Below are 18,543 nucleotides of genomic sequence, written 5' to 3' on the forward strand. Positions count from 1 at the left end.
GATCTTGGTTTTTTAATGTCTGTTTAATAGCCGCGCTGCCCACTATCTTTCAGGTACAGCGTATCATTGTTCTTTTCAATTTTTACATTCAGTATTGCAGACAATTCAAACAATACATTATTTACATTATCCAGGGATAATGTTCCCTCCAGGGTGCGGTTGGCAATGGATGTATCCTGCAGTATGATGGTAAAGCCATAGGTATCCTGCAGCGTATGAATGATATCCCTGACAGATGTCTGTTTCAGTAACATTTTGTGTTCACGCCATGCCAGTGCGGTTTTGGCGTCGGTGATATTTTTTGCCAGTTGTTGTTTCTGAGGGTAGTAAGTGGCTTTTTCATCCGGCTTTAATAACAATACCTGTCCGTTTTCCGGGGACGATACTTTTACTTTCCCTTGCCGGAGATATACTTCCGTGACTTCCCTTCGTTGTTTTACGTTGAAGACAGTGCCCAACACTTCCACGTTCACTTTGCCGGCATGTACCGTGAAATGCTGTGCCGCAGGCACTTCCGTATGTTTCACCTCAAAGAGGGCTTCCCCTTCCAGCCACACTTCCCGCTTTCCATCTTTCCAGTGATGATAGGTGAGCACGGAATGTGAGTTGAGGATCACCACGGAAGCATCCGGTAGTTTGACGCGGACCTGTTGCCCGTAGCCGCTTTCCACCCTGTGCATGCCGGAAGGCCGCATAAAGTACCAGGCGGCGAAGATCATCAGCGGCAGCAGTGCAGCTGCCGCCATCCAGCGTTTCCAGCGGGGTTTTGCAATGGGCACCACTGGTGTTTCCGTCGCCAGATGCATTTGTATCTGTGACCATACCTGTGCTTTATCTGCGGCTGCAGGCCTTATCCGCTCCAGGCTCAGGATAGCGGTCAGAGTTTTCCTGGCTTCTTCCATTGCTGCCAGGTTAGCAGGCGCGCTATCCCGGTAGGCCGTCCAGAAAGCCGTTGCTTCCGGCGTGCCATGCTTCACCCATTCCAGGAAGAAGGCATCTTCCAGAAAGTCTGCTTTGGTAAATAAATGGTAGTTCTGCTCCAATATCAGTTCTTCGTTAGCACCACAGTAATCATCACAGGAGAGTAAGTAACAACTAGCCCCGTGCATCTACAGAACACAAGGACGGCGCAAAACACCCCACTTTTTTTCAATTTTTTTATAATTTTTTTATTAAAACTTATAGAAGTGCTGATTTCATTGATATTATATCGATATATAATTTTCATATTTTTTTATGATTATATGAATAGGAAGCAACCGGGTACGGCTATACATTTTTTTGTACTTTTAGCCGATCAACCAGGAGATGGACCTTTTAACAGTATCTGACACTACACTCTGGACAGCCATACAACAAGGCGATGAACAGGCATTTGCACATTTGTATGACCGTTATTTTGAGCGGTTATATGAATATGGGATGCGCCTGCATCCTAATGATGATGTGGTGAAGGATGTGATACAGGAGCTGTTCATCAAACTATGGACGAACAAAGATAATCTCAGCACTTCCGTAGATGCCCGCCCCTACCTGCTTGTAGCGTTACGCGGCACATTATACAACCGGCTGCGTCCCCGGCGGAACGCAATAATGGTAGCCTTCAATCAGCAGGAGCACGACTTCCTGGCGCACTTCTCTACCGAGCATGCCTATATTAAAAAAGAACAGTTACAGGCACAACAACAGCAATTGTTACAAGCCCTTAACCAGCTCAATGCACGCCAGAAAGAGATATTGTATCTCCGCTACTTCGAGGAACTGGATTATGAACAGATTGCCGTGATCATGGGCATCTCTGTAAAAGGCGCGTACAAGCTGGTGGCCCGCGCACTTAAAAATATGCGTGAGCTGCTGGGCATATCCACCGCCATCCTGCTGGCGCAGCTCGCAGCCCTGAAAACAGCCATCCATCCCTAGCCACTTGACATAAAGCAGCGCGATTGATATTTTTACCGGCTAAACAGATATAGTATGAGAAACATATGGCTGACAGGCTTGTTATGCCTGCTCGTGGGCGCAGCGATGGCACAGGCACCGCTGCAGGTAATGACCTTCAACATCAGGCTGAACACCAACAGCGACAGCCTCAATGCGTGGCCTTACCGGAAAGAAAAAGTAGCATCGGAAATATTATTTCATCAGGCCAATACGCTGGGCGTACAGGAAGCGCTGTTTGACCAGATGGAAGACCTGCGCCGGCTGCTGCCCGGCTACAAATCCATTGGTGGCGGCCGTGAGGATGGGAAAAACAAAGGTGAATTCTCCGCCATTTTTTACGATACCAGCCGGTTGCAGCTACTGAAAACCGCCACGTTCTGGTTATCAGAAACACCGGAAGTCCCCGGCAGCAAAGGGTGGGACGCTGCCATTACCCGTATTGTAACATGGGGCCTGTTCAGGGACAAACAAACAAAAAAAGTATTCTATCATTTTAATACCCACTTTGACCACATGGGCAAAACAGCCCGCCGGGAAAGCGCACGTTTCCTGTTGAAGCAGGTACATACAATCGCCGGTACTACACCAGCCATTATTACTGGTGACTTCAACGCCACGCCCGATGACGAGCCGATACAGGTAGTCATGGACACCAGCAACCCGCTGCATTTCACCGACAGCAAAAGCATCAGCACCACGCCCCATTACGGCCCTACCGGCACGTTCAACGGATGGCATGCTGCTGAAGTGGACGATCAGCCTATTGATTATATTTTCCTGAAAGGGAAATTCAAGGTGCTGCAACACGCCTCCATATCCCAGACATGGGGCGGCCGCTTTGCTTCCGACCATTTTGCAGTACTGTCACGTTTAATCCTGCAATAAATACCAAACAAAGAAGGCAGGGAGGCTGCAAGCATTCACCTCCCTGCTTCTTTGCAAGTTTTTTACCGCATCAGTTACATTGACAATCAATCGTGGGTATGATCAACGCTCATGCTGTTTTCCAGCGCGTCCACCACTTTGTTGTGCAGATTACCATTGACGTCTACACTGATTTTAAGTTTTCCGTTGGCAAAAGAGCCAGTGAAGTCACCCACCTGCAGCTTGGTCAGGATCAGGTCCATAGAGATTTTGAGAGAGCCTTTCCAGTCGATGTTTTTGTCTGTTACCACCACATCTTTTCCGTGGGCCTGTAATTCAATCACGCCGGACAACAGGATTTCCATCGGGATTTTCTTTCCGTCCCAGGTCAGGAATCCTATTAATCTTACAGCAGGGTCCTTTTTGTCTCCTTCCACCCTGGCGTATACTTTCACCTGTTGATAAGTGCCCAGCGGAATTCTGATGGCGCCCAGCTGAGCAGGGATCTGCTTGAGATCAATCTGACGGTCTGTCTTTAATCTGAATTCCAGTTCATCTTTCCCGCGTTTGGCATCGAAGCGGATTTCCCGCAGGCGGGCAGTGGCGGTGTCCCACGTAATATCAAATCCACCGGAGCTCTTGGCCATAGAAGCGTCGCCGGTAATGGCAGACAAACGGCCCGCAGCATCGGGTGTTAAGGTGTACGTTGGGTTAACCGCAGCGATTTCGTAGTTGATAGAGGTAGAGTCCTTCACATCAGGCGTTGGCTGCTGATCAGGCCCCGACATGTCTTTTGAACATGATGCGAGCATCATGGTTGCAATGCCAAGCGCACCGCAGAATTGTAGGATTCCGGTTTTCATATTGATATGGTTTTAAATGACTACTTGGGGAAATATTGGCCATAAAAATAAACAAGAAATTCGAAAAAAAAACTGATTAAGTATTAATTAAACATAAAAATCCGGTTGAGCTCACTCAACCGGATAAATATATGATGGCCGTCCCTATTGGAAAGCAGGCATTATGCGTGTATGCGTTAACGTTCTACAGGCATATGCAAGAGGCCGTCTCTATCGTTCAACAGGCGCTATACGTGTAGGCGTTGACGTACCATTCACGATAGTCCCTGAACTAACAGCGATTGCTTTAATAATGTCTGTAATATTTTTAATATCAAGGGTTGATACTTCATCTTTCACAGTATGATAAAACTGGTCTTTATCAATCTGCGTGGTAGAGATCGTATGTGCAGGCACTCCTACCTTGGCCAGGTTGGCGTTGTCTGAACGATAGAACAGGTTCTGCTCCGGATAAGGATCGGGATAAAAACGGAATTCAGATCCTGCCAGGTTCTTTTGCAGAATAGTACCAAAATCTGATTTTTCAAATCCGGTAATAAACGCGCTGTTCTTACCAAATTTGGACTCCTTACCGATCATTTCAATATTAAACATCGCCACCACTTTGGCCGGGTCCATATGCCCGGAGAAATATGAAGAACCGTAACCTCCCATCTCCTCTGCGGTGAAAGCCACAAAAATCAGGGAACGCGCCGGATGTTTCTTCTTAAAGTAATTGGCGAGCATGATCACTGCGGTTGTACCGGACGCATCATCATCCGCTCCGTTGGCGATGCTGTCGCCTGCTTCAGCAGGCAGTATCCCCAGATGGTCATAGTGACCGGAATAGATCACATATTCATCCGGTTTGCTTTCACCTTTGATCATACCGGCCACGTTGGTGAACTCCTGCGCCCTTACGCTGCGGGTTTGTTCCACGGACCAGTTGTCCTGCGCTGTCAACGGTTCTTTCTCCAGCACCAGCACCATCTGCCATTTAGCGGTATCTGCAGGCACTGCCTGTTCACTGGCATACATCCTGCTGGAGATACTGCCCTCCAGATTGGCGATATAACCGCTCAGCGAAGGGGCCAGCCATACGATCATATTCTTTTGCAGCGATTTGCGTTTGCCCAGTGCGGCGCGCAATTCATCAGGGTTACCGGCACGCATCTCCGTGCAGGTAGCTGTATCCCGCTGAAGCTGTATATGCCGTGAAGGCCCTACTGCCACCACAGGCCAATCTTTGGCCGTACCGTTAACGGTCATCGCGGTGCTTGTGGTGTGAAGTCCGTAGTAGCTAAAGCGTTGCAGATAAGATTGCTCTCCGGGCAACGGCAGCAGGCCTGCTTTTTTAAATTCATCGCTGATAAATGCAGCGGCCTTGTCAGACCCGGGTGTTCCTGACTGGCGGCCCTGCATATCGTCAGCAGCCAGTGTGTTGATGATACGGGCAACTTCTTTTTGCGGTATCTGTTGACTGTAGCCGGTGGTGAGCATACACCCCGCAGCCAATGATAAGATCAGTTTTTTCATGAGCGGTTTTGTCTGTTGTATTTCGTTCTGGTTGTTGTTTGGACAGTTGGATAGCTGTTGCCTTACAAACCTGTAAGATAACATCATCTCGTTTAATTGCCTGCAATGCTACCATTTTTCCGGCGGGATGCATTAACACCTTTGTAGGATAGTGATATAATAGAGCATGATGATGCCAGGGACTTTTCAGGATACGCTGCCGCAGCAACGCCGTATCTGTTGACGGCAGGGTTGTGTCTATAGGCAATAAATGAGCGTTGACGATATGTGTACTGTACGTGGCTGTCTTCCGGTGCTGGTCCACTACTACAATTCCATCGATTTTTCCTAACCATTCATGATCTGTCACGTTCAGTATTACCGGCTGATTCAGCAAAGCCATCGTCTCCATGACATCTGAATCCCATGCCGTCCAGGTAGCAGGATTGGAACTTACAAAATGGTACCTGCCCCAGAGGTTTTCTGTACTGTCATCGGCATACAACAGCGTACAGGAAAGCAATGCATGGTGTTTATCAGCCGCTAATACGGTAATATCATAAATCCTGTCGGTGTAGTTATAGGCAGGCGGATGGAAACTGGTTGCGACGCGGTAGCGCCAGTGGTCATATTTATGAAAAGTATTTTGTCCATGCAGGGGCAGGCAACAAAACAACAACAGGCCTATACAGGCCACCAGAATGGTAAGAGGGGATTGTTGGCACATAGTATAAACGGGATTGGTTGAAAATGAGGGTAGCACAATGGGGCTCACCATCTTCAATATACAGTAATCGGGTTAATATAATTTGGTATTTTTGATGAGTATTATGTCCAATCCGAACTTAAGACCAGAAGAAAATAAGCTCAGTGCCGCTGAGAAAGAGTTTGAGAATAGTATCAGACCCCGGGAAATCGTTGATTTTTCGGGACAGGACCAGATCATCGAAAACCTGAAGATATTCATCAAAGCTGCCAAAATGCGCGGGGAAGCGCTGGACCATGTGCTGTTCCACGGTCCTCCGGGCCTGGGTAAAACCACGCTGTCACGCATTGTTGCCAATGAGCTGGGGGTTAATATCCGCGAAACTTCCGGGCCGGTAATTGAAAAGCCCGGCGACCTGGCCGGTTTGCTGACCAACCTGGAGGACAAAGACGTGCTGTTCATCGATGAGATACACCGGCTAAGCACCGTGGTGGAAGAATACCTGTATTCCGCCATGGAAGATTATCGTATAGACATTATGATAGATACCGGGCCTAATGCCCGCTCCATACAGCTCAACCTGCACCCTTTCACGTTGATTGGCGCCACTACCCGCTCGGGGCTGCTCACTGCTCCCCTGTTGTCCCGTTTTGGCATCAAGTCGAGGATGGAATACTACAATGCTGCTACGTTGCAGAAAATCATCTGGCGCGCGGCAGGGTTACTGGGCTCCAAAATCACATCTGATGCTGCCGCGGAGATTGCCCGTCGTTCCCGCGGCACGCCCCGTATTGCCAACGGACTGTTGCGCCGGGTGCGTGACTTTGCCATGGTGATCGGTAATGGCGTCATCGACCTGGAAATTGCGCAGCTCAGCCTCAAAGCCCTCAACGTAGATGAATACGGCCTTGATGAAATGGACAATCGCATTTTGCAGGTGATCATCGAAAACTTTAAAGGCGGTCCGGTAGGCATCACCACCATTGCCACCGCAGTGGGCGAAGAAGCCGGTACGTTGGAAGAGGTATACGAACCGTTCCTGATCCAGGAAGGTTTTATCAAACGTACTCCCCGTGGCCGTGAGGTAACGGAAAAGGCATATGTGCACCTGGGGAAAACGCCGTTCCGGGGAGGCAGCAACCTGCTCTTCTAACCCTAATTGTCTGAATGGTGGCCGATGTCCATGATTATATACGTCATTATATTTAAAAGAAATGCCCCCATTGCATGTCAATGGGGGCATTTCTTTATTGATTAAATTGTTATCGGTCAAATCATGGCCATCACGGGTTCTCTTTCACTACCAGCCTGAATCCGTTCCCGTGAATGTTCACGATTTCGATGTTCGGGTCGTCTTTCAGGTATTTGCGGAGTTTGGCGATATATACGTCCATACTGCGGCCGTTGAAGTAGGTGTCGCTGCCCCATATCTTTTTCAGCGCCAGTTCCCTGGGCAGCAGGTCGTTTTTATGCTCGCAGAGCATGTGCAGCAGCTCGTTCTCTTTAGGGGAGAGCGTGTGGCTGTCGCCGTTATGTGCGAGGGTACGTAAACGGGAGTTGAAGGCGTATGAGCCTACCTGGAATTCGTGCTGCTCTTCTTCTTTGCTGTTCAGTTCCTGGTTGCGTTTCAGGATAGCTTTGATTTTGAGCAGCAGCAGTTCGCTGTCGAAAGGTTTGGAGATATAATCATCGGCTCCCAGCTTATAACCCTGGATGATGTCTTCCTTCATGGTTTTGGCAGAGAGGAAAAACAGGGGGATATCGGGGTCTACGTCCCGGATTTCTTCCGCCAGTTTAAAGCCGTCCATATTGGGCATCATAATGTCCAGCAGGCAGATGTCGAATTTTTCGCGGCGGAAGGCAGCCAGTGCCAGGATACCGTCGCGGCATAATTCCACATCATAGTCATTCAGTTCGAGGTAGTTTTTAAGTACCATGCCCAGGTTGGTGTCATCTTCCGCCAGTAATATTTTCGGTTTACGTTCTTCCATAATCATAAAGGGTTGATTATAACAAATATAAAGTTTTTCTACGGCACGAAAGGTCGTTAAAATTTGGACGGTGGCGCCCCAAAGAATTGTTAAATCTATTCATTTTCAGGGCGGTAAATATTTTATCGTTGTTTTATCAACGAGGTGAAGGGATGCCGGAGGTTGCTGTAGTTGACCATGTCCACGATAATATTCCCTACGGAGATGGGGCTTTCCACCCGCAGTGGCACCTTATTGGCGTCGTCGCTTACCCATACCGTCATTTTCTCTCCACCTTCAAAGATGGTGCCTTTGATCAGCAGCGGTTTGAATTTGATAGCCCTGAATTTGCCGAAGCGGGTGTTGATTTCTTCCTTTCCGAGGTATCGGATATAGATATTATACACCTGGTCATCGAGGAACATGGCGAAGGGGATTTTATCTCCCTCCTGGTACCGGGAGAAGTCGATATTACGGGCGTAGTAGATGGAGCTGATCACATCCTGTACGCAGGGAGGCACGGTAAAGGTTCCGTTGGTGCTGACAGCCTGGTGAGCGGCCTGATTAAACACCACGTTGTTGTAGATTTTGTACCCGCCTTCGTTCACATTGCGGAGAAACTTCAGTGGCTGCATGGTAGCGGTATCCAGCCAGGTTTCGTATTTATCGCGCACTTTGAAGATCCAGTCATAGGCACGGAAGGTGCGGCCATCACCGGTAATGTGGTATACGTCGCGGTTGGCAAAACGTTCCAGGGCTACGGTAAAGACGGCCTCGCCGGCGCCTACGTACATTTTGCCGAGGTTATACATCACTTTGAGGGTGATACTTTCGCCAACATTGAAACTGGAGTTACGGATAGAACAGAAGTCATTTTGCGCGTGAGCGGGGGTTACACAGGCGAAGCATAAGAGAATTAGCAGAAGGTACCTCATTGCGGGAAGCTATTTGTCCTTAAATATTTTTACACCGAGGAGCAGCACACTTCCAATCACTGCCGGCAGACAAAGGTTGATTAACCAGATACCTCCCGTGGCTGCTATAATAACGGCTGTATTGGTACTGAGCAGTCCGAGGAAGTAAATACTGACTTTCCCACGGATTCCAAGTTCTGCGATAGCGATGGTAGGCACCATGGCCATTACAAGGTAGATGACGCTATTCAACAGGAAAGCCTGCCACCACAAAAACTCCAGTCCCAGCGCGTCCAACAAAATCAAATACTGTGCCGAGAAGACCACGTAGCGGGCGGCTGAAAGCAGCAACAGATAACGTAAATCCCCTGCAGAATAGCGCACAATAATTTGTACAAAGACCTTTGCTTTTCGCAGGAACCTGACTTTTTCGAATACAGCCAGAATAATCTGTAGCCGAAAATATAACAATATCGTCAGCACACAAATTACTACCAGTATACCAAACACAATTTTCTCCCAGAAGTTCGGGGGGAAATAGCTGTTTTCCTTTACCAGCGTAAAGTTATTGAGATAATAGAGCATGCCTATTAACCCAAAAATAACAGTCACAATGAGCTGGCTAAAGCTTCCTACAATAGTGGCGGCAATGGCTTTGAGCTTATTGTGGTTCTTCAGGTACAGGATGCGCCCACCGTATTCGCCTATACGATTAGGGGTGTTGATCGAGAACGATACCCCCGAAAGGATGGCGCTGAAAGCCCTCATAAAAGAGATAGGTTCCAGGGGGCGGACCAGCTTCTGCCACTTTTTGGCTTCCAGTCCCCAGTTAAAAAACATCAGCACCAGCACCAACAGCAATCCTATCCAGCCCTTCTCCTGCAGCGTTCTGCTCATATGCGCCAGCGACTGTTCCAGGTTCTCGCGATGGGCCAACTGATGATAGATAGAGTAACCCAGCCAGCCAAAAAGCACTGCTCCTAATAAGTAATTGAGAATTATTTTGGTACTTTTGTTCAGATATCAAGATTTTTGCAAAAATATACTGTGGTTGGCAAACAAGGCAAAAATAATTCTAGGCATTGACCCCGGCACCCTGGTTATGGGGTATGGACTGATCCACGTGGAAGGCAAAAAAGCCAGTCTGATAGAAATGGATGTCCTGAAATTATCCCGGATGAAGGACCATTACGAACGCTTACAACTGATTCACGCCCGCGTAAATGAATTGATCCGGCAGTTCCAACCAACCAGCTTCGCCATTGAAGCGCCTTTCTTTGGGAAGAACGTACAAAGTATGTTAAAGCTTGGAAGAGCACAGGGTGTGGCCATCGCCACTGCTATGCATGCCGGTTTACCGGTAACAGAGTACTCCCCCAAAAAAGTGAAACAGTCGGTCACCGGCAATGGCAACGCTGACAAGGAACAGGTGTGGCTGATGCTGCAACGCATTCTCAGTATCGGTGAACGGCCAGATTACTTCGATGCAACTGATGCCCTGGCCGTGGCAGTCTGCCACTTCTACCAGGAAAGCAGCCCGCTCGCCGCTGTAAGCAAGGCTAAAGGATGGGAACAGTTTTTGCAAAAACACCCTGAAAGGATTTCGAAATAGCCAAAAAGGTTATTTCATAAATTCGTAAAATGTAGTTACTTTGTTTGAAATTGTTCATCCTGAATAAACGGCTAACCCGGCAAAGGCCGGAAAATTAGCATCACTATGAAAAATGACCATCATTTGTTAAGCATGAATTGCGCAACAAGCTTTTTATTAATCAGCATCAGGCAAATATGAAAGCAAGAATCCTATTGGTGGAAGATGATGAATATATTGGTGCAGTTACAAAGAAGCGGTTGGAAGAAGCGGGCTACGATGTTGTGCACAGTATAGACGGCCAGGCCGCGTGGGAGCAGTTCCAGTTACGCACTTTCGATATTTGTTTGCTCGACGTGGTAATGCCTAAAAAAGACGGCCTCACGCTGGCGCAACAGATCCGCACAGTCAATGACCACATTCCTATTCTCTTCCTGACTTCCAAAAACGAAAAAGAAGACCGTATCGCCGGCCTCCGGACCGGGGCTGATGACTATATCAGCAAACCTTTCAGCATGCAGGAACTGATCCTGCGCATAGAAGTGTTCCTGAAAAGGACCAGAAGCCAGATAGCCAAAAGAAGCACCACGTTCGCTATCGGCAAACTGATGTTTGACTATGAAGACCTCCGCCTCTACAACGAAACCGGAGAAATCTCCATTTCCCTTACCCAGAAAGAAGCCGAATTGCTCAGATACCTGTGCGAAAACCCTAATAAAACACTGAAAAGGGAAGATATACTATCCCATGTGTGGGGTAAAGACGACTACTTCCTGGGCCGGAGCATGGATGTTTTTGTGACCAAACTAAGAAAACACTTCAAGTCTGATCCACATGTAAAACTGGAAACACTGCACGGTGTCGGATTCCGGTTCAATATCCCTGTGAAGTCATAAATACTACAGCTGCGCTACTATCTGTTCCTGGATTGCTTTAAACTCCTCCTCTGACAGTTTCAGCTTGCCGCGCGAAAAATTCATGTCTTGTACAGAATTAATCGGAATCAGATGCATGTGCGCATGAGGCACTTCCAGCCCCACCACACTCACACCCACCCGGTTACAAGGCACCACCCGCTCAATCGCCTGCGCAATAGGCTTGGCAAATACCAGCCACTCCCTCAACAAATCATCCGATACGTCGAAGAACTTGTCCGTTTCTACTTTGGGAATCACCAGCGTATGCCCCTTCATCAACGGAAAAATGTCCAAAAATGCATAAAAATGCTCATTCTCCGCAATTTTATAACTGGGTATCTCGCCTTTAATAATCTTAGTGAAGATTGTCATATTGTGTTATTTTATTATTTATCTGTTTGGTTATTTAATGAGCGGCCTTATTGCATCCTTAAAATAAGGAAATCTTACTTCCCTCAAATATCAAAATAATAAAATAACAAAATGAAAAAGGGGCTGCATCGCTGCAACCCCTTCCATATGGTGATTCAGCAGGACCCGGGGATCATACTGAAATACTGTCAATCTTGAATTTAATAACACCATTAGGCGCCTGCACCTCTGCAATGTCACCTACCTGCTTGCCCAGCAGCCCCTTGCCAATCGGGGAGGTAACAGAGATCTTGCCCGCCTTCAAATCAGCCTCTGTCTCAGAAACGAGTTGATAGGTAACCGTCTTCTTGTTGGCTGTATTGGTAATGGTAACCTTACATAAAATAGATACTTTGGATGTATCGATAGCATCTGCACTTACAATACGGGAAGTGGCGATAGCCGATTCCAGCGTTGCAATTTTAGCCTCGTGTATACCCTGCGCTTCTTTGGCGGCATCATATTCGGCATTTTCCTTCAAGTCCCCCTTTTCACGTGCCTCAGAAATAGCACGGGCAATCTCTGCACGGCCCTTCGTTTTAAGAAGTGTGAGCTCGTTCATCATTTGGTCCAGGGTCTCTTTCGTAACGTAGTTTATGCCAGACATAACCTGCTTGTTTTTTATGGTTATAAGAAAAAAAAATCAACGCCTCCATTTGCACAGAAGCGTTGTTTACGGGTGTTATTGCAAATATAATAAATTCCGGATAAAGAAAAAAAAGCACCCTACCGAATCAAATTGATTGAAAATCAACAATTTAATTCAGGACTCAGAAACTCAGGACGAGCTCCTACAGGATATTTAGCTTCTCCAGCACGATACGCGCCATTTTAATGCTCGCTTCGTGGGAATAACCGGCTATATGTGGCGTCACCACTACATTCCGGGCCTTCAGCAACCAGTTCAGCTGCTCTTTTTCCTCCGGTGTATAGGTGCTCAGTTTTTCATTTTCCAACACGTCAAGACAGGCACCGCCAATAATGCCCTGCTCCAGGGCAGCAATCAGATCGGTGTTGTTCACCAGCTTGCCCCTGGCAGTGTTCATAAACCAAACAGGCTTGTTGAACGACTGAAAAAAGGCCATATTGGCGATATGCAGCGTTTCCTCCGTCAGCGGCAAATGCAGGCTTACCACATCGGCATTGGTAAAGATATCGGTCAGGCTGGCTTCTTTCACATCGGCCGTACCAAAACCTTTCTTGTATTTATCATATGCCAGGATGTTCACATCAAAACCTTTGAGCTTGCGTGCGAAGCTACTGCCGGTATGGCCGTAACCGATAATGCCCACGGTCCTGCCATTCAGCTCATACCCACGGTTGCCGTCACGCTCCCAGATACCTTCGCGCAACTCTATATTACTACGCAGGATATTATTGATCAGGCAAAGCAACATCCCCACAGCCTGTTCGCCCACAGCGTCCATATTGCCTTCCGGGCTGCTCACGCAGTGAATGCCTTTGCTTTCTGCATAAGGCACGTCTATCAGCTCCATACCGGAGCCCAGCCGGCCTATCCATTGCAGCTGCCGGCCATGGTCAATTATTTGCTTATCTACCCGTATCCGGGTGGTCACAATCAAACCCACACAATCCTGAATGGCACTGTACACGCCATCGTAAGAGATAGAAGGCTCATAAACAACTTCAAAGCCCTTGTTTTGTAACTGGTCCGTTAAATATGGATGTACTTTAGCGGTAATTAATACTTTTCTGCTCATATCATCTTATGGGATAATGCTGCAAATTCAGCAACAGTCAATTCTTCAGCCCTTTTGGTAAAAATCGGGTCCTGCAAAGTTTCCTTGTCAAACAGGGGTTTCAACGGATTACGGAGCTGCTTCCGGCGCTGATTGAAGGCTGTTTTCACCAGCACAGTGAATTTCCGCTCAGAGGCAATATCTGCCGGCTGCTCCAGCCGCGTAAGCCGGATAACGGCTGATTTCACTTTCGGCGGCGGATTAAAACAGTTCTCATGCACTTCAAAGAGATACTCCACTTTATAAAAAGCCTGCAACAGCACGCTCAGAATGCCATACTCCTTGCTCTTATGCGCTGAAGCAATACGAACAGCCACTTCCTTCTGGAACATCCCCACGGCCACGTCCACATGCTCCCGCCATTCCAGCAAACGGAACATGATCTGTGTGGATATATTGTACGGGAAATTACCGATGATGCGGAACTGGCCTTCAAAAGGCAAGGCTGTTTCGAGAATGCTCTCGTTGATCAGCTTGCCCTGAATAGCAGGATAGGTCTTCTCCAGGTATTGTACTTTCTCTGTGTCCAGCTCCACGGCCTTAAAATGAATGCCTGGCAGCTGCAACAGGTACTTGGTGATGGCCCCGCCACCAGGCCCAACTTCCAGCACTTGCTGGCCTTCAATTACAGGTAGGGACTCCACAATCTTCCTGCACATGTTCTCATCTGTGAGGAAATGCTGTCCCAGCGATTTTTTTAATGTATACATGCGTGGCTGCAAAGATAAGCCTGTTTCTGCCAAAGGCGTAATATTTTCTCCCGCAAACTGGCTATATTTGCCTCTCATTGGAGGCAATATCAGTATGAGTACACAGACCAACAAACCGGTTATCGGCATCACCATAGGTGATATCAACAGCATTGGCGCAGAAATCATCATCAAAACCTTTCTCGACGCAAGGATGATGGAGTTCTGCACGCCGGTGATCTTCGCATCTAATAAAACCATCAACTTCTACCGCAAGCTGATGAACGAAAATAACTTCAACTACCAATCTATAAAGGATTTCACCCGTTTGAACCACAAGCAGGTAAACGTCTATAACTGTTGGGAAGAAGAGGTGCAGATCACACCGGGCGTACTCAACGAAGCCGGCGGCAAATACGCTGCCCGTGCGCTGGAAGTGGCCATCCAATGCCTGAAAGACAGTCATGTGCAGGGCCTGGTAACAGCCCCCATCCATAAAAACAATATACAAAGCCAGCAATTCAACTATACCGGTCATACGCCTTACCTGAAAGCAGCCTTCAATGCTAAAGACGTACTGATGTTCATGACCGCCGATAATATGCGCGTAGGCCTCCTCACCGAGCATGTGCCCATTGCGGAAGTCTCCAGATATGTCACTAAAGAAAATATCCTGGCCAAGCTGCAACTGATGAAAGAAAGCCTGATAAAAGACTTTGGCATAGACAAACCGCGTATTGCAGTGCTGGGGCTCAATCCCCACGCAGGAGACGAAGGCCTGATCGGCAAGGAAGAAATTGATCAGATCATCCCGGCTATCCGTCACGCAAAAGGGAATGGCCTCCTTTGTTTTGGCCCCTACAGCGCAGACGCGTTCTTCGCCCGGGAAATGTTCCAGCAGTTTGACGGCGTACTGGCCATGTACCACGATCAGGGCCTGATACCTTTTAAATCCCTCGCCAGCGGCGAAGGCATCAACTATACGGCAGGCCTCAATATTGTCCGTACTTCGCCGGACCACGGCACCGCCTTCGATATCGCCGGTAAAAACCTGGCCGATCCCAACTCTTTCAGACAAGCCATCTTCACTTGCCTTGATATCATCGAACAACGGGAACGTTACGCGGAAAATACCCGCAACCCGCTGAAGAAAACAGAACTGGCTTCTGAATAAAATACCAGCTACTTCGATTTGCCCACTTTCAGGTAAGCCTGAATGGCATGCACATAATTCTCAAATGCTTTCCTGCCCGCAGGCGTAATCTTACATAACGTCTGCGGATAGTTGTCCCTGAACTGCTTGATCACCTCTATATAAGAAGCATCCCGCAATTTATTGATCTGTACACTCAGATTACCGGCAGTTGCATTCGTCTTTTCCTTCAATAGCGTAAACTCCGCTTCTTTTTCACTCAACAAAACATTCATGATCGCCAACCGCAATTGTGAATGAAGTACCGGGTCCAGATCTTTAAAATCCATAGCATTTACACATTTAGATATTTTATTATTTTTTTATTTGATTTACTGATCTTAAAATCAAACCATTTTAAAATCAGTAAATCAAATAACGAAATCTCAAAATAACCCAATAACCAGACTACTGGGCTTTGGAGAGCAGCTCTTTCGCGTAAGGCTCGCCCCAGTGTGGCGCAATAGCGCTTTCCGGCTTAAAGGCCGCATACTTCTGCAGCGCTGTTTCAAGCATTACCTTAGCTTTTGATTTGCTGCCGCCAAACTGTTCCGGAGTGAACAGCAGCGACTGGCCCAACAACAGGTACACACGCGGGTTTTCGGCATTGTAAGTTTTAGCCAGCTCGATCTGCTGACCGGCTTCCATACCGTATTTCATGCCTCTGCTGGCCGGGTCCACCATCAGTCGGGCTGAAGCCACCAGGGAACGGATACAGGCCACTTCAGAGCTCTTCGGGTTTAATGTTTCGGCTTTGTCCAGGTTGGCGGCAGCTTTGTCTGCCACTTCATCAATCTTGCCTTTATCCTGACCTACAAAGCAGGACATCACCTGGCAGTAGGCGGCATAATAATACGGCAGCCACTGCGTTTTTTCTGCTTCCGCGATGCGTTCAAAAGTGTTGATTTTGGCTACGAGCGCATCAGGCGCAAAGCTGCTGCTGCTGTCCAGATCAGCCACTTGTTTGGACATAGCGTCCTGATATTGCGCGGATTGCGCTACGGCGACTGTTGCCAGCCCGCCAATCATAAAAAGGGAAAGGAGTAAACGTTTCATATGTGTGTGAATTATAAGTTATTGATAACGTCCTGTCTTCTGTCTATACCGAAGTTCATAAACATCCCCAGGAAAATAAACCGTGGTACGTTGGGAGTAATTTCTCCCCGGCGCAACCCATCACTGGAATAACGGTAACCGAACACCTGTTTATTGCCCGGCGCATTGCTCACGCTCAGCACAAAGATGGTAAACGCCTTGCGGATAGTGGTCAGATAACTGGCACTGACGCCCAGCGCATGGTAATCTATGGTTTTATCTGACATAAACTTATCAGCCGGCAGGTTTGGGTTGTAGTAAGGCCTGCCGGTGGCGAAGGTATAGGTAAGCCCGAGGTTAGTGCTCAGTTTTGGGAAAAAATGTTTGTATACCAGGCTGGCCGTATGCGTAGCGGCAAAGTCAGGCTGCACTTCTTTCGGATAATTCAGATAGTCACGTTTGGTATCGAGGTAGGAATACGAAATCCAGTAGTCCACGTTTTTGATGCTTTTCCGGTCCCGCCAGAACACCTCTATGCCTTTCGCATATCCCTTCCCGTTATTGCTGTAGTAGGGCACTGTCTTCACCAGATCAGCATATTGCTTATAGAAGAGCTCTGTCCGGAAAGTATAGTCAGACGCCACGCGCTGATAGCTGACGATGTAATGGGTGGCTTTCATATAGCCGAGACCGTGGTCAAAGCGGATATACTGCGGTTCGGGCTTCTGGTAATAATCGCCGTATGCCACAGAGAACTGGCTGTAGTTGTCCATTTTATACGCCAGTGACACCCGCGGGGCGATGTTCATCTTCGCCAGCACAGAGGTATATTCTGCCCTGCCGCCTACCCGGCCGACAAAGCTGGGCGTGAAATAGATGTCACTTTCCGCAAAGGCGGCCGTATAGTTGTCAGCGTAGTTGAAAGGCCGCTGGTTAAAGGAAAATTGTTCCGTGGCATATTGGTATTCTCCGCCAAAACGCACCGCGGAAAACTGGCCGATGTTACGGGTCAGCATCACGCGTGACTGGCTAAGCGATGACCGTACCCGGATATCGGCAGGCGTCTGGTTTTTACCGAGCGTGTCTGTGGCGATATTGTCGCGGTTATTACTGAAAGAAGCCCCAACATATATCCGCCAGTCTTTTCCCAGGCTTTCGCGGTACGTCATGTTCGTATAAATGTTACCGTTACGGACCTGATAGGATTCCATATCTCCCGGATATTCAATACTGGGAGAACTAAAGCCCATTTTGCTCCAGTTGCCGTATCCATAGAACTTTAGCAGCCCAGTGGAAGATGTTTTCCTGCGAAAATTCAGGGAAGTGCCGATAATTTCCGGACCAAGGTTGGGTGTCTGTTTGGGCTTCATCACCTGAAAGTAAGGAGCCAGGTTGGTATAATCGCCTTCCACGCCCCAGGAAGATTTTTTATCGCGGGAAAGGTTCTCCACACCTGCACTGGCACCGATCACCGAAAGGCCCACGCTGGAAGAAGAGCGCTGGGGCAGGTCAGTGGATTCCAGCACTAAGGCAGAAGAAAGCGCCTGGCCATATTGCGCGGAATAGCCGCCGCTGCTGAAAGTAGTGCCTTTAAAAAGAAAGGGGGAAAAACGGCCCCGTCCCGGTACGTCCGGCAGACTGGAAGAAAACGGGTTCCGTACCAGCATGCCGTCAATTAATGTCTGTGTTTCATAGCCGGTGCCGCCGCGTACAAACAGGCCTTCACGATCGTTGGTCTGTTGCGCTCCCGGCAGTGTTTTGATAGCGTTGACGATATCTGCACCAGCACCCGCCGTGGTCACGATGTCCAGCGGTTTCAGCACGGTGCCTTTTTTATCGTCGCTGGCTTCAAAGCTGCCGGCAGAAATAGTAACGACCCGCAGCGCATTGGCCGCATTTTTCAGAATAATGGACAGCTGTTCTCCGCTCTCTGTATTGATTTTTATTTCCAGAGGCTGATAGCCGCTTAAGGTAGCAGCCAATATACGTTCTCCCGCTTCTGTAGTGGTAAATGTAAAGCTGCCGTCAGCTTTGCTGGTAGTGCCATCGTAAGATCCTTTAATGTACACGTTCACGCCTGGCAACGGATGTTTCTTGTTGTCCGTTACTTTCCCGCTGATTTTATGCTGTGCCAGCAATACCGCAGGTAAAAAAAGTAAAACAGATAGATAGAGGTTGATCCTGAACATATTTTTG

General features: G+C 48.1%; 20 protein-coding genes. 6 read left to right on the forward strand and 14 right to left on the reverse strand.

The annotated features are described in order from the left end of the window. Positions 1 to 23 precede the first annotated feature (23 nt). Positions 24 to 1,043 carry a FecR family protein gene (locus ACTJJS_RS12475; protein ID WP_440663915.1) on the reverse strand — a complete coding sequence of 340 codons (1,020 nt, stop codon included), beginning with the start codon at positions 1,041 to 1,043 and terminating at the stop codon, positions 24 to 26. A 265-nt stretch (positions 1,044 to 1,308) separates the two neighbouring features. On the opposite strand from ACTJJS_RS12475, the gene ACTJJS_RS12480 reads away from it, so the two are divergent. Both ACTJJS_RS12480 and ACTJJS_RS12485 read left to right on the forward strand, forming a co-directional pair. After that, positions 1,309 to 1,920: an RNA polymerase sigma factor gene (locus ACTJJS_RS12480; protein WP_440663916.1), complete on the forward strand. Its 612-nt coding sequence runs from the start codon at positions 1,309 to 1,311 to the stop codon at positions 1,918 to 1,920. A 54-nt stretch (positions 1,921 to 1,974) separates the two neighbouring features. Next, a complete protein-coding gene (locus tag ACTJJS_RS12485) occupies positions 1,975 to 2,826 on the forward strand; it encodes an endonuclease/exonuclease/phosphatase family protein (RefSeq protein ID WP_440663917.1) in 852 nt (283 codons plus the stop codon). A gap of 86 nt (positions 2,827 to 2,912) precedes the next feature. Here ACTJJS_RS12485 and ACTJJS_RS12490 read toward each other — a convergent pair whose 3' ends face one another. From ACTJJS_RS12490 to ACTJJS_RS12500, 3 genes are all read right to left on the reverse strand, one after another. Beyond that, a complete protein-coding gene (locus ACTJJS_RS12490; RefSeq protein WP_440663918.1) occupies positions 2,913 to 3,668 on the reverse strand; it encodes a hypothetical protein in 756 nt (251 codons plus the stop codon). 210 nt (positions 3,669 to 3,878) lie between these two features. Then, on the reverse strand, positions 3,879 to 5,183 hold the full coding sequence (locus ACTJJS_RS12495) for a M28 family peptidase (RefSeq protein ID WP_440663919.1): 1,305 nt from the start codon (positions 5,181 to 5,183) through the stop codon (positions 3,879 to 3,881). Further along, on the reverse strand, positions 5,074 to 5,889 hold the full coding sequence (locus ACTJJS_RS12500; protein WP_440663920.1) for a hypothetical protein: 816 nt from the start codon (positions 5,887 to 5,889) through the stop codon (positions 5,074 to 5,076). The genes ACTJJS_RS12495 and ACTJJS_RS12500 overlap by 110 nt, the downstream gene beginning before the upstream one ends. A 103-nt stretch (positions 5,890 to 5,992) precedes the next feature. On the opposite strand from ACTJJS_RS12500, the gene ruvB reads away from it, so the two are divergent. Further along, on the forward strand, positions 5,993 to 7,021 hold the full coding sequence (gene ruvB / locus ACTJJS_RS12505; RefSeq protein WP_440663921.1) for a Holliday junction branch migration DNA helicase RuvB: 1,029 nt from the start codon (positions 5,993 to 5,995) through the stop codon (positions 7,019 to 7,021). 130 nt (positions 7,022 to 7,151) lie between these two features. Here ruvB and ACTJJS_RS12510 read toward each other — a convergent pair whose 3' ends face one another. From ACTJJS_RS12510 to ACTJJS_RS12520, 3 genes are all read right to left on the reverse strand, one after another. Continuing rightward, positions 7,152 to 7,859: a response regulator transcription factor gene (locus ACTJJS_RS12510; protein WP_168871327.1), complete on the reverse strand. Its 708-nt coding sequence runs from the start codon at positions 7,857 to 7,859 to the stop codon at positions 7,152 to 7,154. A 122-nt stretch (positions 7,860 to 7,981) separates the two neighbouring features. Continuing rightward, entirely contained in the window at positions 7,982 to 8,773 is a 792-nt protein-coding gene (locus ACTJJS_RS12515) for a DUF3108 domain-containing protein (protein WP_168871326.1), read from the reverse strand. Positions 8,774 to 8,782: 9 nt separating this feature from the next. Continuing rightward, positions 8,783 to 9,772 (reverse strand): flippase-like domain-containing protein, encoded by a 990-nt coding sequence (locus tag ACTJJS_RS12520; RefSeq protein ID WP_262888789.1) that lies wholly within the window; start codon positions 9,770 to 9,772, stop codon positions 8,783 to 8,785. A 31-nt stretch (positions 9,773 to 9,803) separates the two neighbouring features. On the opposite strand from ACTJJS_RS12520, the gene ruvC reads away from it, so the two are divergent. Next, positions 9,804 to 10,364, forward strand: a complete 561-nt coding sequence (gene ruvC, locus ACTJJS_RS12525) for a crossover junction endodeoxyribonuclease RuvC (RefSeq protein ID WP_168871324.1) — start codon at positions 9,804 to 9,806, stop codon at positions 10,362 to 10,364. A 176-nt stretch (positions 10,365 to 10,540) separates the two neighbouring features. After that, positions 10,541 to 11,239, forward strand: a complete 699-nt coding sequence (locus ACTJJS_RS12530; RefSeq protein WP_078670371.1) for a response regulator transcription factor — start codon at positions 10,541 to 10,543, stop codon at positions 11,237 to 11,239. 3 nt (positions 11,240 to 11,242) lie between these two features. Here ACTJJS_RS12530 and ACTJJS_RS12535 read toward each other — a convergent pair whose 3' ends face one another. From ACTJJS_RS12535 to rsmA, 4 genes are all read right to left on the reverse strand, one after another. Beyond that, on the reverse strand, positions 11,243 to 11,632 hold the full coding sequence (locus tag ACTJJS_RS12535) for an HIT family protein (protein ID WP_168871323.1): 390 nt from the start codon (positions 11,630 to 11,632) through the stop codon (positions 11,243 to 11,245). A 172-nt stretch (positions 11,633 to 11,804) separates the two neighbouring features. Continuing rightward, on the reverse strand, positions 11,805 to 12,278 hold the full coding sequence (gene greA, locus ACTJJS_RS12540; protein WP_440663923.1) for a transcription elongation factor GreA: 474 nt from the start codon (positions 12,276 to 12,278) through the stop codon (positions 11,805 to 11,807). 184 nt (positions 12,279 to 12,462) lie between these two features. After that, positions 12,463 to 13,392, reverse strand: coding sequence for an NAD(P)-dependent oxidoreductase (locus ACTJJS_RS12545; RefSeq protein WP_343744805.1), 930 nt, complete (start codon positions 13,390 to 13,392; stop codon positions 12,463 to 12,465). After that, positions 13,389 to 14,219, reverse strand: coding sequence for a 16S rRNA (adenine(1518)-N(6)/adenine(1519)-N(6))-dimethyltransferase RsmA (gene rsmA, locus ACTJJS_RS12550; RefSeq protein WP_247654886.1), 831 nt, complete (start codon positions 14,217 to 14,219; stop codon positions 13,389 to 13,391). Before rsmA ends, ACTJJS_RS12545 begins: the two co-directional genes overlap by 4 nt. Here rsmA and pdxA point away from each other — a divergent pair. Further along, positions 14,209 to 15,294 carry a 4-hydroxythreonine-4-phosphate dehydrogenase PdxA gene (pdxA, locus tag ACTJJS_RS12555; protein ID WP_440663924.1) on the forward strand — a complete coding sequence of 362 codons (1,086 nt, stop codon included), beginning with the start codon at positions 14,209 to 14,211 and terminating at the stop codon, positions 15,292 to 15,294. The genes rsmA and pdxA overlap by 11 nt on opposite strands. Positions 15,295 to 15,302: 8 nt before the next feature. Here the strand turns inward: pdxA and ACTJJS_RS12560 are convergent, their stop codons facing one another. The 3 genes from ACTJJS_RS12560 to ACTJJS_RS12570 form a co-directional block, all read right to left on the reverse strand. Further along, complete coding sequence (locus ACTJJS_RS12560) at positions 15,303 to 15,602, reverse strand: winged helix-turn-helix domain-containing protein (RefSeq protein ID WP_168871320.1); 300 nt, start codon at positions 15,600 to 15,602, stop codon at positions 15,303 to 15,305. Positions 15,603 to 15,720: 118 nt separating this feature from the next. Then, a complete protein-coding gene (locus ACTJJS_RS12565; protein WP_168871319.1) occupies positions 15,721 to 16,368 on the reverse strand; it encodes a hypothetical protein in 648 nt (215 codons plus the stop codon). A gap of 11 nt (positions 16,369 to 16,379) precedes the next feature. After that, complete coding sequence (locus ACTJJS_RS12570) at positions 16,380 to 18,536, reverse strand: TonB-dependent receptor (protein WP_440663925.1); 2,157 nt, start codon at positions 18,534 to 18,536, stop codon at positions 16,380 to 16,382. Positions 18,537 to 18,543 lie beyond the last annotated feature (7 nt).

This window comes from Chitinophaga sp. 22308 (assembly GCF_052045305.1).
Lineage (GTDB): Bacteria > Bacteroidota > Bacteroidia > Chitinophagales > Chitinophagaceae > Chitinophaga > Chitinophaga varians_A.